The organism is Streptomyces sp. NPDC127197 (genome assembly GCF_042672405.1).
Lineage (GTDB): Bacteria > Actinomycetota > Actinomycetes > Streptomycetales > Streptomycetaceae > Streptomyces > Streptomyces flavusporus.
The window spans coordinates 185,346-197,550 of record NZ_JBHXVG010000002.1; the positions used below are offsets into that span (position 1 = coordinate 185,346).

Consider the following 12,205-nt stretch of genomic DNA (forward strand, 5'->3'; position numbering starts at 1 on the left):
CTCTTCTCAGGTGTCTGTTCTCGGGTGTTCGGTTTCTCAGGCTTCCGCCAGTACGCCGGTGCGCAGGCACTCGACGACGTCGGCGGCGGTGCTGTCGGTCAGCACGGACTCCTGCTCCAGCAGGGACACGAACAGGTCTCGGCCGACCGAGACCTGGGCGCCTCTGTTGCTCAGTACGTACCGGGTGCTATCGCCCGTCCCGAAGACCGCCATCACCGTTGCGTCCGCGCGGCGGACGGGGATCTTGCGCGGTGCGGGAGACGCGAACAGGCCGTCCTCGGTGAGCAGGAACCCGATGTCCGGGTGCCGGGAGAAGGCCAGCGCATCCGGCGCGGACTCGATGATCGGCTGGGCGGGCCCGTTGAGGGATGTGTTGACCAGGACTGGGATCTGCCCCATCTCCGCTATGTGCGTGAGGATGTCGTGGATCGCGGGGTTGTCGTCGGCCGTGACCGTCTGCACCCGCGCCGAGCCGTCGTCGTGCACGATCTCCTTCAGCACGGCACGGTATTCCTCGCGCACCTCGAAGTCGTAGTTCATGAACGGCGCTTCCCCGGGCCCGATGAAATAGGTCTCCAGGTCCTCGGTCCGCACCATCGGGGCGACGGGCCGCCACCACTGCCTCTTCTTGATCCGGTTCAGCTTGGACCGGGCGTTGTCGCAGGCGACCGGGTGGCACAGGATCGACCTGTTCCCGAGCGCCCGCGGACCGAACTCGGCCCGGCCCGCGTACCGGACCAGGATCGCCCCGTCCAGCAGTGCCTCAGCGGCCCGCCGGGGCAGGTCCGCCGTAGCGGAGACGGCGTATCCCTGGCGCTGCGCTTCCTGTGGTGTGACCGGTTCGGCGGCGCGTCCCAGGAAATCGGAGGTGACCTTCGCCGAAGCCACGGGCGGTGTCCGCGAGGTGCGCGCCCAGCCGAGGTAGGCGGCGCCGACGGAGATGCCCGCGTCGTGGGGACAGGACGGCACGTACAGGTTCCGCACCTGCGGCAGCGCGCCGATGGCGGTGTTCCCCGACAGGTTCAGGAAGACACCGCCCGCGCAGCACAGGTCGGGTATCCCGCTGAGTTCGACGGCGTGTGCGGCATGGCTGACGATGAGCCGGTTGAACGCCTCCTGCACCGCGTGCGCGAGATCGGCGCTCTGGGTGACGTCGGTGGTCGTCTCCAGGATCTGCCAGCCGTTGCGCAGCCGCGGCCGGAGACCCGGAGTGAGGATGTCGTCAGCGGTCACCCGGGCGGGCCGGTCGAAGGGCAGTGCGGCCAGTGCCATCAGCTGGCCGTGGGCGTGCTCCTTGCGGAAGAGGAACCGGGCGACATTGTCGTACAGGCTCGCTTCGCTCTGCACGAACACGTCCGGCTGGTTGTGCGGTTCGCTGAACGCCCGCTCCAGCAGCTCGAACTGTCCCTGCCGGAACGCGTACATGGAACGCATCTCGGTGAAGAGCTGTGAGGACGTCGCATCGCTGTAGTACGTGCGGAAGAACTCCGCGAACGGGACGTGGAAGTCCGCGCCGTCCCGTGACGAGGTGCCGGCGCTGTCCGAGACCAGCACCGTCGCTTCCGGGAAGCCCGACGCGTACAGGGCGGATGCCGCGTGCGCCAGGTGGTGGGACACGACCTGGTGGCGCTCGTCGAACGGGTCGAAGAGATCGAAGGAGGACGACACCAGCGGCCGTTGCAGGCCCACACCGGAAGGGCCCGCGGCCTGGAAGGAGCTGACGATCACGTCGACGTCCTCGAGGGCCAGGCCGGCCGCGGCCAGCACCTCCCGGACCGGGAGCCTGTTGGTCAGCGCCTCCTGGCCGTCGTACTTGCGCCGGGTGACCCGCTCCTGCTGGATCGCGGCCAGCAGGACGCCGTCCCGGACGACGGCGCAGGAAGACTCGTGTCCGCAGTGGATTCCGAGGGCGACTGTCATCGCTTGTAGTTCTCCAGCGGGGCGCCCTCGGGCATGAATCCGAACGTGAGGATGGAAACCCGCTCGTTCTCGCGGATCGGCGTGCGGCTGTGCGCCTGCGTGCCGGCCAGGAAGATGACGACCTCGCCGGGCTCCAACTGGAACCGCTCTTTACTGCCGTCCGCGTAGTGCATGTGCAGCGCCGAGGGCTCCGGTGTCCCCTCGGGAATGTCGTGCGCGAGCATCATCAGCACGTTCAGCGAGAAGATGTCGGTGTCGATGTGCGGGACGATGCCTTGGCCGACGTCGCGGTAGTACAGATAGCTCGCCACCCCGGTCGCCTCCGCCTTCGGTACGACCGTGGCCACCAGGTCGGCCAGTTCCCGGCTGGTCGCCAGGCTGCTGGCGACGGGGCCGCCGTAGCCGAGGTAGTGCTCGTCGTAGGGCAGCGCGGTCTTGCCGACCTGCCCGGACTCCTCGATGAGGGACGTCAGCAGTTCGTCGGTGAGGAAGTCGGGGCGTCCCCGGTACCGCACCCCGCGCGGGTCCGGTACATCGTAGGGGCAGAGCATCTCCAGCGCGTCGGTCACCGCTTCGCGGCCCGGCGCCGCCTCGGCCTCGGTCGAGGCCACCAGGCGTCCGGCGGACAGCCCCAGGATCAGCTTCAGGTTCGCCTGCTCGGCCGGTGTGAGCCGCTCGTGCAGACCGGCGAGGCGGCGGCCCATGGTCGACGTGTCACTCATGTGTTCCTCCAAGGGTGCGGTAGCCGAAGGACACCAGCCGGATCGCCTCGCCCTCGACGGTTCGGGTGCGCTGGTGCGTGACACTGTCCGCAAAGAAGACCAGGGATTCCCCGGCCCGCAGATGGAAGTGGATCGCCTCGTGGTCCGGCGGATGAAGGATGAGTTCGGACCGTTGTCCGCTGCTCGACCGGTGTTCCAGCATGGTGAGGATGTTGAGCGAGAACTCGTCCTTGTCGACGTGCGGATCGATACCGAGGTCGGGCTCGTCGTAGTACAGGTGGTTCGCCCGGCGCGTCGGCGCGACCGGCCCTACGACCTCGTTGAGGAAGGCGCGGATGGGCTGGGAGAGCGAGATGTCCCTGGCCACGGGGGCACTGGAGGCCACGTAGTGGTCGAGGAAGCGCTCGGCGATGGGACGGCAGTCGCGGGACTCCTGGTCCAGCGCGGCGAGGTCCGCGTCGGAGAAGAAGGGTGCCCGCCCGTAGAACACCACACCCGTGGGGAATTTGTCGCGGCCCCCGGCCTGGAGTTTCGGCAGCGAATGCTGTGTAGCCCCGAGAGCGCTCTCCCTCAAGTTCTCCGGAATTTGTTGAGCATGGCCGCTGAGCACACCGCCCGCGGCCATGCTCAGGAGGAATTTCAGGTTCTCCCGTTCTGCGGCGGTCAGATCCGTCGACAGCTGAGACAACCGCTGCACCAACGCCGAAGCTTCCTCCGCAGACGCCATATTTCGATCCCCTGACTTTCGCTCCAGTTTTTACAGACGGTGCTTGCGCGTACTTACTCTCCGGTGAACCCGAGCTGTTCGGGAAGGTCGATCAGACCCATCCGGATCTCCGGCGTGGCCGCCGCCGAGATCGGCTTCGCGAAGATGAACAGCGCATCCTCGTTGTCCTTCTGCAGCTCACGCAGGTGCAGGCTGGCCGAGGTCACGATGGAGCTGAGCACGGCGCGCTCGTCCACGGTGAGGTCGGCGGACAGAAGCCCGAGCTTCTCGGCCAGCGTGGGAAGCGCGGCTTCCAGAGCGGCCGCGTCCAGTTCGGCGTCGAGCAGAAGGTCGGGGTTCGGAGTGGTTATTTCCGTTCCCGTTTCCGTTTCGTTTGCCATCCTTGTACCTCCCTTTTCGGGTATCACACCCATCTTCTTGCTCGGTACAACAGTTGAAGAAGCTAGCAGGATCACCCTTCTTCTCCCAGAGTGCCGTTGCGTGAGCGGAGTCGAATATGGCCGGAGACGCGCTCTTGCCATCGGGGGTTAAGATCGGCCCATGCCTGAAACGAATTGCTGGCTGACCGCCACCCCACTCCAGGGGGAACGTTTGCATCTGGAACCCTTACTGGTTGCGCACGCCGAAGAAGCTGCGGAAATCCTCAACGATAAGCGTTTGCATGAATGGATTGGGGGCACTCCGCCGACTCGAGAGGAACTGGAGCAGCGCTATCGACGGCAGGTCGTCGGCCGTTCACCCGACGGGCGGCAGGGTTGGCTGAATTGGATGATGCGGAAGGGAGCCGAGGGACAGCTGGTCGGAACCGTGCAGGCAACGCTCTACCGACCCCGCCCCGACCGCATGGAGGCCGAGCTCGCCTGGGTCGTCGGCCACGCCTTCCAAGGGGTCGGCTACGGCAAGGAAGGAGCCTCCACCGCGGCCCGCTGGCTGCGTACCCAGGGGGTCGCCGGGTTCGTGGCCCATGTGCATCCCGGCCATCGAGCATCAGCTGGCATCGCAAGGGCCCTGGGTATGAAGCCGACCGGCGAGATCCACGACTCCGAGATGCTGTGGGCCGACTTCGACCCGCGCGAACGTCCCTCGGAGTACTAAGACCGTGTCCTATGTGGTGAGGCGGGCGTTGACCCGCCATGGGGCGGGGAACGTGGAGCTGGATCGTGCCGGACGGCTTATGGGAGATCGCCAGGCCGCTGATCCCGGAGCAACGTGCACGGCCGCAGGGCGGCGGAACAGCGAACGCTCCTGATGAGACGTTGTTCGCGGCCATCATCTACGTGTTGGTCAGCGGGTGCGCCTGGCGGGCACTGCCGCCGTGCTTCGGCGTCTCCGACAGCCGCGATGCCCTCCGTACCCTCATCCGGGACATCAAGGCCAGCAAGGCCGACCACCTGCTGTAGACGTGACCGTCGGGGGTGGCCCAGGTTGGCGGTCGCCTCCGTCGGTTGCGGAGCGGGCCGGGGTGGCGGGCGCGGTCGCGCCTCGCATGCACGCCGGGTTGGCTCAGCGGCCTGCGGCCGATGGGGGTGGTTCGGTTAAGCGGCTTGCGGGTGGTGGGTGGCTGGGGCGCGCCAAGCGGTCGCGACAGGCCGGTCGGCACAGCGGCTTCCGCTCGGCGGGAGGCGGGGTGAGGGGCGCGGGGCGGGGACGCGGACTTGCCGGTGACCCTGGCAAGTCACGGATGTCACACCAGCCTCACGGACCGCACCCCAGTAGGTAATTGGCCCATTTGGCTTACTGGCAGGCAGTGCCCACCTGGTCTTTCTCTCCCGCTGGGTGAGCCAAATCGGCCAATTACTGTTCCAGCGCCAGGGCCAGCGCCTGGCATCGGAACCCGAGGAAGGCTTACCAGTCAAAGACCCCGGACGCTGCCACCCGCCCGCCACCCACCGCCCGCAGGCCGCTGAGCCCACCCGGCGTGCATGCGAGGCGCTGACGCGCCCCCAACCCCGGCCACCCCCCAACCCACCCGCATGGCCGGCCGACCTGGGACACCCGCCTTTCCGGGCCGCTCGCTCGCTTCTCACCCGTGCTGGAACGAGCCGAGTCAAGGGTCGGCCGCAGGCCGATCGGCGCAGCCGACGCGGAACGCAGCGCAGCGGAGTGGAGCGCCCTTGACGCGGCTCGTGGAAGCACGACACTGACAAAGAAGCGGGCGGCCCCGACGGTCACTTGGAAGCAGCGGTCCCGCCGAGGTACTCCCCGGCGGGCCCCCTCAGCTCTCAGTGCGCGGGAAGGAGACCTCGACCCGGCGGTTCTTCTTGCGACCGGCTTCCGTCGAGTTGTCGGCGATGGGGTACTGCTCGCCGTAGCCCCGTACTTCGAACGTGATGTTGGGGTCGTTCAGTTCTCCGTCCAGGACGTCGTGTACGGCGTTGGCACGCTGCCTGGACAGGACGTCGCCGTGGGCGGACGAACCGAGGTTGTCGGTGAAGCCGAAGACGCGGACCTTCGTCGCGTTCTGCGTCTTGATCTCCTCCGCGATCGCCGCGATACGGGACTTCGCCTCGCCGCTGAGCTTCGCGCTGTCCTTGCCGAACAGCACCTCCGCCTGCAGGGCGAACTTCACGTCCGCGTTGGTGTCCTCCCGGCGTTCGTCTCCGCTCTGGTCCTCTACGACCTGCTTGATATCCAGGACCTTCGGTTCGGCGAGGGTCGCGCCCTCCGGGATCTTCAGGTCGGGGTCGTTCCCGTCCACCTCGACGGGTGCGGAGGCGCTGGCCTCTGTGCCCGGGGGGACGCTGGGGCTCTCGTCGGCGTGGGCTGTCGCGGCGCCGTAGAGGTTCGTGGCGAACATTACAGTGGCGGCGGTGAGGGTCAGGGTGAGGCGGGTGTGGGTCATGACTGGCCTCACCCGGAGATCGCGATGGTGGCGGTGGCGAACGTCGGGAGCTGGAAGGTGACTTCGGTCGTGCTCGTCGGCGGCGATGGGAACTGCATGAAGACAGCCACGCTCTCGCCGGACTTGATCGTCGACAGGCCAGTGGTCGTCAACGGCCGGCCATCCGTGTCACGCAACACGTAGTAGCGCTTCTTGCCCTGGGAGTCCACGAGCGTTGCGCCGCCCAGCGACCTGCCGTTCCTGATGATCTCGGTCTCGTTGCCGCTCAGCGCGGCGGGGACCGCGACGCTGTTGCCGCCGTCATTCTTCAGATTGCCGTTCACTGTGACGAAGCCGCCGGAATCCCGTTCGGCGGAGGTGACTTGGAGAAGCAGTCCGTTCGAGCCCTTCAACTCGGCCAGAGGCTCTTCCGCCTCTCCCTCCTGAGCACTCGGCTGGGACCCGCTGTCCTTGGAAGCAGAAGCCGAACTGTCCGGCTTCTCGTCCTCGCCGCCACCGCCGCTACAGCCGGCCACGCCGAGGGCCAGTCCGGCCGCAGCGGCCAACGCGACCATCCCCCTGCGGGCCTTCGTAGTGAACCGAATGCTCATGCCTCTGCTTCCTTCATCACTCGTCGTTCGCTTGTCAATCGGCCAGATGGACGTCGAAGAGGTCCTCGGGTCCCGGGAGTTCGATGAGATCCTCCGGGTTCAGGTCCCAGTTCCTGTTGTCCTTGCAGGTGAGCCCGGGCAGCACCTCGTCCCCGGCGTCCTCGGCCGGGAGGTCGAAAGTGCAGCGGGGCTCGATGACGGCGGTTGCGTACGCCGTGGCGTACTGACCCTCCGTACCGGGCACGATGGTCTCCCCCACGGGCTCGTCGGTCTCGACTTTGACCGTGTAGCTCAGGAGGCCCGGATCGCAGTCCTCCACGTGGGCACCGTTCTGCGCCGCGAGTTGGTCTGCGCGCCAGCACGAAAGGTCAAGGCCATCCACATCGCCGTCGAAGATGCCCTGCCACAGGGTCGGGTCCAGCACGTTCTCCAGCCACTGCCTCGCGAGCTGGTCGCGTCTGTCCTGGGCTGCTGCGAGCGCTGCGGCGTCTGCCGCCGTCTGGGCCTCGTTCCTGGTCGCCGCGGCCTGGCCGACCGCAAGGTAAGCGAACGCGAGAAAGAGCAGGCCCGCCACCACCGTGATGTAGATGGGGAAGGCCTGCCCTGCGTCGCCGTACCTACGGGGATGCATCAGCCGCCGGTGACCTCGCCGATCTTCGTGGTGATCGCGTCGAAGATGGACTGCCCGATGTCCGTACCCGTGATCGCCAGCACAATCGCCACCACCACCGCGATGATCCCCAGGTACTCCACCGCAGTCTGCCCCTTGTCGTTGCGGGCGGCGCGGGCCTGGAAGTACGTGACCGTGGTGTTGATCCAGTTGCTCATGGTGTTCCCCTCCGGTGTCGGCTTCGGTGCCGCTTGCGATACCGGAAACGTACGGCGGAACACCCCTCCCGCCAGAGGGCCCCAGGGCCCAATCACGGGCCCAACCCGAGGCCCATCGCCTCTTGTTCGTCCCCCCACTGGTCACCGCAGGTCACCCCAGTCCCCGCTGTGAACCGGGGGCCGTGCCCAGCCACTTGGCGGCGGCTTCGGAGCGGCTTGTGCTGTGGAGCTTGGCGAAGATGCGGTTGATGTGGTTCTTGACCGTCTTCTCGCTGATGAAGCAGGTGGCGGCGATCTGCTGGTTGTTCATGCCGGATGCGATGAGGTCCATGATCTCCGCCTCCCTCGTGCTGAGTTGGAACCTTGCTCGGTACGACGACAACTGTGCCACATCCGGTTGCACCTGCGAAAGGTTTTCTGGAGAAATAGGCGGTGCAGGTACGTGACTGAGAGGGGGACTTCCAGTTTGCACCGCGACTTCGGGGTTTGCAGTCGCATCCGCTCCGCCCAGGCCGTCAGGAAGTGGCGGTTCACCGGGCGTGCCGCCTTGTCCCTGCCGGAGTTGCGCCAGGAGCGCGCCTGCTGCTGTGGGGGTGAAGTGGGCCCTGCCCTGCTTGATGTCCCGTACCGCCGACACCAACTGATCCGCCGTGAACTCGCCGTGGACCAGATAGCCGCCCGCTCCCCGGCGCAGGGCCTCCTGGACGACTTCCGACTCGCGGCTGTAGGTGAGCATGACGACCGGAGCCAGGCGTACGAGGTACGGGAGGGCCGAGATGCCGTCCACGCCGGGCATGCGGACGTCCAGGAGGACCACGTCGGGGTGGTGGGCCTGGGCCGCGTCGTAGGCCTCGCGGCCGTCGGCGGCCTCCGCCACGACCGTGATGTCCTCGCGGCCGGAGAGGAGAGCGGTCAGGCCGGCGCGTACCACCGGGTTGTCGTCGGCAACGACCACGCGGAGGGGGGTCGTTGGAGGGGGCGGCGGGAAGTCGGCGAACGGGGTCTGGGACGAATACGTCGGAGTAGGCGGCGGCGAGCCGGGGTGGGGCAGGTGGGGCTGGGTGTCCGGCATCGTTCGGCCTCCTTTCTGGTTCTGGCCGTGGGGCGGAAGCGGCGGTCAGGCCGGGGGTGTGTTGAGGGCTGCGAGCGGGAGGTCCAGGCGTACTTCCGTGCCGCGGGGGTGGGTGCCGCGGCCGATGCGGATGCGGGCGCCCACCGAGGCGGCGCGTTCGACCATGCCGACCAGGCCGAAGTGGCCTGCGCGGCGGAGTTGTTCGAGGGTGGTGCCGGGGGGTAGGCCGCGGCCGTCGTCGTAGACGGTGATGCGGAGCAGGTCGCCGTGTACGCCTGCTGCTACGTCGACCCGGGTGGGCGCCGCGTGGCGGTGGGCGTTCTCCATCGCCTCCGACGCGATCGTGAGGAGTTGGCGGGCCACGGCTGGGGGGACGGGGGGTACCGCATGTTCGCCGGTGGGGCGGTAGGTGGCCAGGAGGCCGGTGCGGGTGGTGAAGTCCCGGGTGCGGGCGGCGAGTTCGACGAGTACGTCCGTGCCGTGGTCGGGGTCCGACTCTCGGCGCAGGTCGGTGAGGAGTTCGCGGGATTCGGCGGCGGCTCGGCGGGCCGAGCGGGCGACCAGTTCCGCCTGTTGTTTGACCAGGCGTGGGTCCAATTTGCCGGCCGAGCCTGCCAGGCCGTCGGCCGCCAGGGCCACGCCGTGGAGGGTCTTGGCGACGGAGTCGTGGAGTTCGCGGGCCAGGCGGGCGCGTTCTGCGGCCACCGCCTCCGTGACGGCCAGGCGGGCCTGGACCGTGGTCAGGGCGTGGGTGGCCTCGCCGAAGCGGAGCATCAGGTTGCGCAGGGTCGAGCCGACCGCGCCTGCGATGACGCAGAGGCCGGGGAGGAGGAGGGTTTCGGCGGGGGTGGCGTCCGAGGTGTCCGTGAGGGTGGCGTGGACCAGGACGAGGATCAGGGACTGGAGGGAGGCGAAGACTGCGGCGCCCCGCCAGCTGTAGACGAGGCCGGCGAGGAGGGGGGTGCAGACGCTGACGTAGGCGAGGGTGGTGTCGGGGCCGGCGGAGATCAGAGGGAGGGAGCCGAGGAGGGTGTCCAGGGCGAGGAGGGAGGGGTGGCGGAGGAGGAGGGGGCCGAAGCGTTCCCAGTCTCTGAAGAGGACGTAGGACGCCATGAAGGTGACGACTACGGCTGCGCCGACCAGGTATGCGCCCACGCCCGGGTTGGCGTTGAGGAGGGCGGCGGGGGCGGCGAGGGCGATCATGGCCAGGCGGAAGCCGAATACCTGCCGGCACATTGCTTGTAGGGCGTTGATTTGGATGGAAGGTGCGGGTGTGTGGGGGAGCACCCGGCCTTTGGCCGGGTTTGGGTTCCCCCCCGCACCACCCGTGCGGCCATCGTGGTCAGGTGCGGGTGGCCCCTGGGGGGGCTGAGCGCCATCGGCGGCTTTCCCGCCGTGCACGGCAACCGCAGGCGGCTCCGTCGGCGTCTCCGGCGCCCTCTCGCCGTCCGCCCTCACCCCATCCGCCCGCACCCACCCCGCCGGCAACGCCGGCGTAACCGACGTCACCGGGATGTCCGGCGCCCCCGATCGCACGTGCGCCGGCAACACCGTCCCCGCGGGCGGCGTCGTGATCTCAGGCAGCTTGGGGCGGCGGCGCAGAAGGCCCGTGCCCTCCTTCATCGTCGGCGGTGTCGTCATGGTCGTCACTCACCCGTGATCGAGCCGAAGTCCGTCCCCGAGCCCAGCAACAGGCCCGCCCCCAACAGCAGCATCGTCGCCGGCACCATGAACGTCGTGATCATCATGGTGGCCTTGGGAACGGCGCGGGCCGCCTTGCGGCGGGCGTTCTGGGCGTCCGTGCGGCGCATGTCCTTCGCCAGGGACACCAGCGTGTCGACGATCGGCGCGCCCAGCTCCTCCCCCTGCTGCAACGCGGTGACGAACATCGCGACCTGCTCGGAGTCGTTCCTGCGGCGGAGCTCGGCGAAGGCCTGGCGGCGGCTCATGCCGAGGTCCATCTGGCGGAGGGTGATGCGGATCTCGTCGGCCCAGGGGCCCTCGTAGCGGGAGGACACCCGGTCCAGGGCCTGGCGGAAGCCGAGGCCGGCGCTCACCACGACGGCGAGGACGTCGAGGAAGTCGGGCAGGGTCCGTTCGATCACGTCCTTGCGGAGCCGGATCGCCGACCAGATGCCGACCTCGGTCCAGAACGCGCCGAACGCGAACAGGAGCAGGGCCATGAACACGTTGCCCTGGAGCAGGAACACCAGGCCGCCGAGGCCGCCCAGGAAGCCGTAGACCGCCCGCCGTGCCGCGTACCGGTCGATCGTCAGGCCGCCGGGGTTGCCCGCCAGGTCGATCTTGCGGCGGTACTTGGCGACCTGCCTGGGGCCCATCATGCGCAGTACGGCGGGCGCGTACCGCATGCCCAGGCGGTCGACCAGCGAGTCCACCGCGCCCGTGCGGGTCGAGCCGACCTCCAGGGCGAGGGCGAGGTCGCCGGGCAGTTTCGCCTCCGCCCGGTACATCCGGATGCCGGCGAAGACGCCCCAGACGCTGAGGCCCATGAGCAGTGCGAGCAGAAGTGCCATGAGGTATCCCTCCGCCTCAGACGTCGATTCGGGACATACGGCGGATCAGGACGAAGCCGACGGCGTAGAGGGCGAACGCGATGATCACGCATGCCTGGCCGACCGGGGAGGCCGTCATACGGTCCAGGGCTCCGTCCTTGACGCCGTTCATCAGGAAGAGGGAGCCGACGCCCATCACCGGGACCGCGTACGACGTCATGCTCACCTGCGAGAGCTGGGTGCGGATCTCCCGTCGGGTCTCCTTGCGTTCCTCCAGCGTCTCCGTCAGGTTCCTGAGGGCGCTGACCACCTGGCCGCCCGCCCGGTTGGACAGCACCAGGGTGGTCACCAGGACCACCAGCTCACGCGAGGGGAGCCTGTCCGCCAACTCTCCCAGCGCGTCGTCCATCGACGCACCGACCGCCAACTGGTTGGCCACTTTGGCCAGTTCCTCGCCCGCGGGCGCCTCCAGCTCCTCCGCCGCCATGCCGATCGCGGTGCGCAGGGCGAGGCCGGCCTGGGTGGCGTTGGCCAGGATGCGGGCCAGTTCGGGGAGTTGGTTGATGAACTTCTCGATGCGTTTCTGCCGCTGCCAGTTGATGAACTGCAGCGCCACCCATATGCCCAGCAGTCCGGCGATCGGGCCGAAGAAGGGGGCCAGGGTGGCCTGGCCGATCAGCCACAGACCCGCGACCGTGGCGAGCATCGCCGCGAAGAACTCGCCCGGTGTCACGTCCAGGCCGGTCGCAGCCAGCCGCAGCTCCAGTTTCCGGCCCGGCCGGGTGCGACGCAGCCGGCGGTCCAGATCACGGAAGTAGCGCCGGCGGCCCACCACCGGGATCTGGCCCGTGGACGACAGGCGGTCGACCAGTGCCTGGCGCTGGGCCTTTCCCGTGGCGTAGGCGTGCAGTCCGGCCACGGCGAGGACGCAGGTCAGCAGGGTGATGCCGGTGGTGAGCGAGACGAGGGTCTGGAGTTCCATGGGGACGGT

General features: G+C 68.5%; 13 protein-coding genes and 1 pseudogene. 2 read left to right on the forward strand and 12 right to left on the reverse strand.

Annotation, left to right across the window (positions count from 1 at the left end; translation table 11 throughout):
* Positions 1–36 precede the first annotated feature (36 nt).
* The 4 genes from ACFVJQ_RS03505 to ACFVJQ_RS03520 are packed head-to-tail and all read right to left on the reverse strand — an operon-like array spanning position 37 to position 3,749.
* The gene (locus tag ACFVJQ_RS03505; protein ID WP_385510849.1) at positions 37–1,920 is read right to left on the reverse strand and encodes a carbamoyltransferase C-terminal domain-containing protein; all 1,884 of its coding nucleotides are present in this window, start codon (positions 1,918–1,920) and stop codon (positions 37–39) included.
* Entirely contained in the window at positions 1,917–2,642 is a 726-nt protein-coding gene (locus tag ACFVJQ_RS03510; protein ID WP_385510850.1) for a hypothetical protein, read from the reverse strand. The genes ACFVJQ_RS03505 and ACFVJQ_RS03510 overlap by 4 nt, the downstream gene beginning before the upstream one ends.
* The gene (locus ACFVJQ_RS03515) at positions 2,635–3,369 is read right to left on the reverse strand and encodes a hypothetical protein (protein WP_385510851.1); all 735 of its coding nucleotides are present in this window, start codon (positions 3,367–3,369) and stop codon (positions 2,635–2,637) included. The genes ACFVJQ_RS03510 and ACFVJQ_RS03515 overlap by 8 nt, the downstream gene beginning before the upstream one ends.
* Positions 3,370–3,422: 53 nt before the next feature.
* The gene (locus tag ACFVJQ_RS03520; RefSeq protein ID WP_385510852.1) at positions 3,423–3,749 is read right to left on the reverse strand and encodes a hypothetical protein; all 327 of its coding nucleotides are present in this window, start codon (positions 3,747–3,749) and stop codon (positions 3,423–3,425) included.
* A 160-nt stretch (positions 3,750–3,909) separates the two neighbouring features.
* On the opposite strand from ACFVJQ_RS03520, the gene ACFVJQ_RS03525 reads away from it, so the two are divergent.
* Both ACFVJQ_RS03525 and ACFVJQ_RS03530 read left to right on the forward strand, forming a co-directional pair.
* Positions 3,910–4,464, forward strand: coding sequence for a GNAT family N-acetyltransferase (locus ACFVJQ_RS03525; protein WP_385510853.1), 555 nt, complete (start codon positions 3,910–3,912; stop codon positions 4,462–4,464).
* Positions 4,465–4,502: 38 nt separating this feature from the next.
* Positions 4,503–4,730, forward strand: a pseudogene (locus tag ACFVJQ_RS03530) (transposase); the annotation flags it as partial.
* 854 nt (positions 4,731–5,584) lie between these two features.
* Here ACFVJQ_RS03530 and ACFVJQ_RS03535 read toward each other — a convergent pair.
* The 8 genes from ACFVJQ_RS03535 to ACFVJQ_RS03570 form a co-directional block, all read right to left on the reverse strand.
* Positions 5,585–6,211 carry an OmpA family protein gene (locus tag ACFVJQ_RS03535; RefSeq protein ID WP_385510855.1) on the reverse strand — a complete coding sequence of 209 codons (627 nt, stop codon included), beginning with the start codon at positions 6,209–6,211 and terminating at the stop codon, positions 5,585–5,587.
* 8 nt (positions 6,212–6,219) lie between these two features.
* The gene (locus tag ACFVJQ_RS03540; RefSeq protein WP_224735973.1) at positions 6,220–6,801 is read right to left on the reverse strand and encodes a hypothetical protein; all 582 of its coding nucleotides are present in this window, start codon (positions 6,799–6,801) and stop codon (positions 6,220–6,222) included.
* Positions 6,802–6,835: 34 nt separating this feature from the next.
* Positions 6,836–7,432 carry a pilus assembly protein TadG-related protein gene (locus ACFVJQ_RS03545; protein ID WP_385780606.1) on the reverse strand — a complete coding sequence of 199 codons (597 nt, stop codon included), beginning with the start codon at positions 7,430–7,432 and terminating at the stop codon, positions 6,836–6,838.
* A complete protein-coding gene (locus tag ACFVJQ_RS03550; RefSeq protein ID WP_385780609.1) occupies positions 7,432–7,629 on the reverse strand; it encodes a Flp family type IVb pilin in 198 nt (65 codons plus the stop codon). Before ACFVJQ_RS03550 ends, ACFVJQ_RS03545 begins: the two co-directional genes overlap by 1 nt.
* 151 nt (positions 7,630–7,780) lie before the next feature.
* The gene (locus tag ACFVJQ_RS03555; RefSeq protein WP_385780612.1) at positions 7,781–8,701 is read right to left on the reverse strand and encodes a response regulator; all 921 of its coding nucleotides are present in this window, start codon (positions 8,699–8,701) and stop codon (positions 7,781–7,783) included.
* A 45-nt stretch (positions 8,702–8,746) separates the two neighbouring features.
* Complete coding sequence (locus tag ACFVJQ_RS03560; RefSeq protein WP_385781018.1) at positions 8,747–10,324, reverse strand: sensor histidine kinase; 1,578 nt, start codon at positions 10,322–10,324, stop codon at positions 8,747–8,749.
* A gap of 23 nt (positions 10,325–10,347) precedes the next feature.
* Entirely contained in the window at positions 10,348–11,235 is an 888-nt protein-coding gene (locus ACFVJQ_RS03565; protein ID WP_385510861.1) for a DUF5936 domain-containing protein, read from the reverse strand.
* 16 nt (positions 11,236–11,251) lie between these two features.
* The gene (locus tag ACFVJQ_RS03570) at positions 11,252–12,196 is read right to left on the reverse strand and encodes a type II secretion system F family protein (protein ID WP_385780615.1); all 945 of its coding nucleotides are present in this window, start codon (positions 12,194–12,196) and stop codon (positions 11,252–11,254) included.
* Between the last annotated feature and the right edge of the window lie 9 nt (positions 12,197–12,205).

Coding starts and splice junctions, on each gene's coding strand:
- ACFVJQ_RS03570 (WP_385780615.1), bottom strand. CDS start 12,196: ATGGAACTCCAGACCCTCGTCTCGCTCACCACCGGCATCACCCTGCTG.
- ACFVJQ_RS03550 (WP_385780609.1), bottom strand. CDS start 7,629: ATGAGCAACTGGATCAACACCACGGTCACGTACTTCCAGGCCCGCGCC.
- ACFVJQ_RS03545 (WP_385780606.1), bottom strand. CDS start 7,432: ATGCATCCCCGTAGGTACGGCGACGCAGGGCAGGCCTTCCCCATCTAC.
- ACFVJQ_RS03515 (WP_385510851.1), bottom strand. CDS start 3,369: ATGGCGTCTGCGGAGGAAGCTTCGGCGTTGGTGCAGCGGTTGTCTCAG.
- ACFVJQ_RS03520 (WP_385510852.1), bottom strand. CDS start 3,749: ATGGCAAACGAAACGGAAACGGGAACGGAAATAACCACTCCGAACCCC.
- ACFVJQ_RS03510 (WP_385510850.1), bottom strand. CDS start 2,642: ATGAGTGACACGTCGACCATGGGCCGCCGCCTCGCCGGTCTGCACGAG.
- ACFVJQ_RS03505 (WP_385510849.1), bottom strand. CDS start 1,920: ATGACAGTCGCCCTCGGAATCCACTGCGGACACGAGTCTTCCTGCGCC.
- ACFVJQ_RS03560 (WP_385781018.1), bottom strand. CDS start 10,324: ATGAAGGAGGGCACGGGCCTTCTGCGCCGCCGCCCCAAGCTGCCTGAG.
- ACFVJQ_RS03555 (WP_385780612.1), bottom strand. CDS start 8,701: ATGCCGGACACCCAGCCCCACCTGCCCCACCCCGGCTCGCCGCCGCCT.
- ACFVJQ_RS03565 (WP_385510861.1), bottom strand. CDS start 11,235: ATGGCACTTCTGCTCGCACTGCTCATGGGCCTCAGCGTCTGGGGCGTC.
- ACFVJQ_RS03535 (WP_385510855.1), bottom strand. CDS start 6,211: ATGACCCACACCCGCCTCACCCTGACCCTCACCGCCGCCACTGTAATG.
- ACFVJQ_RS03525 (WP_385510853.1), top strand. CDS start 3,910: ATGCCTGAAACGAATTGCTGGCTGACCGCCACCCCACTCCAGGGGGAA.
- ACFVJQ_RS03540 (WP_224735973.1), bottom strand. CDS start 6,801: ATGAGCATTCGGTTCACTACGAAGGCCCGCAGGGGGATGGTCGCGTTG.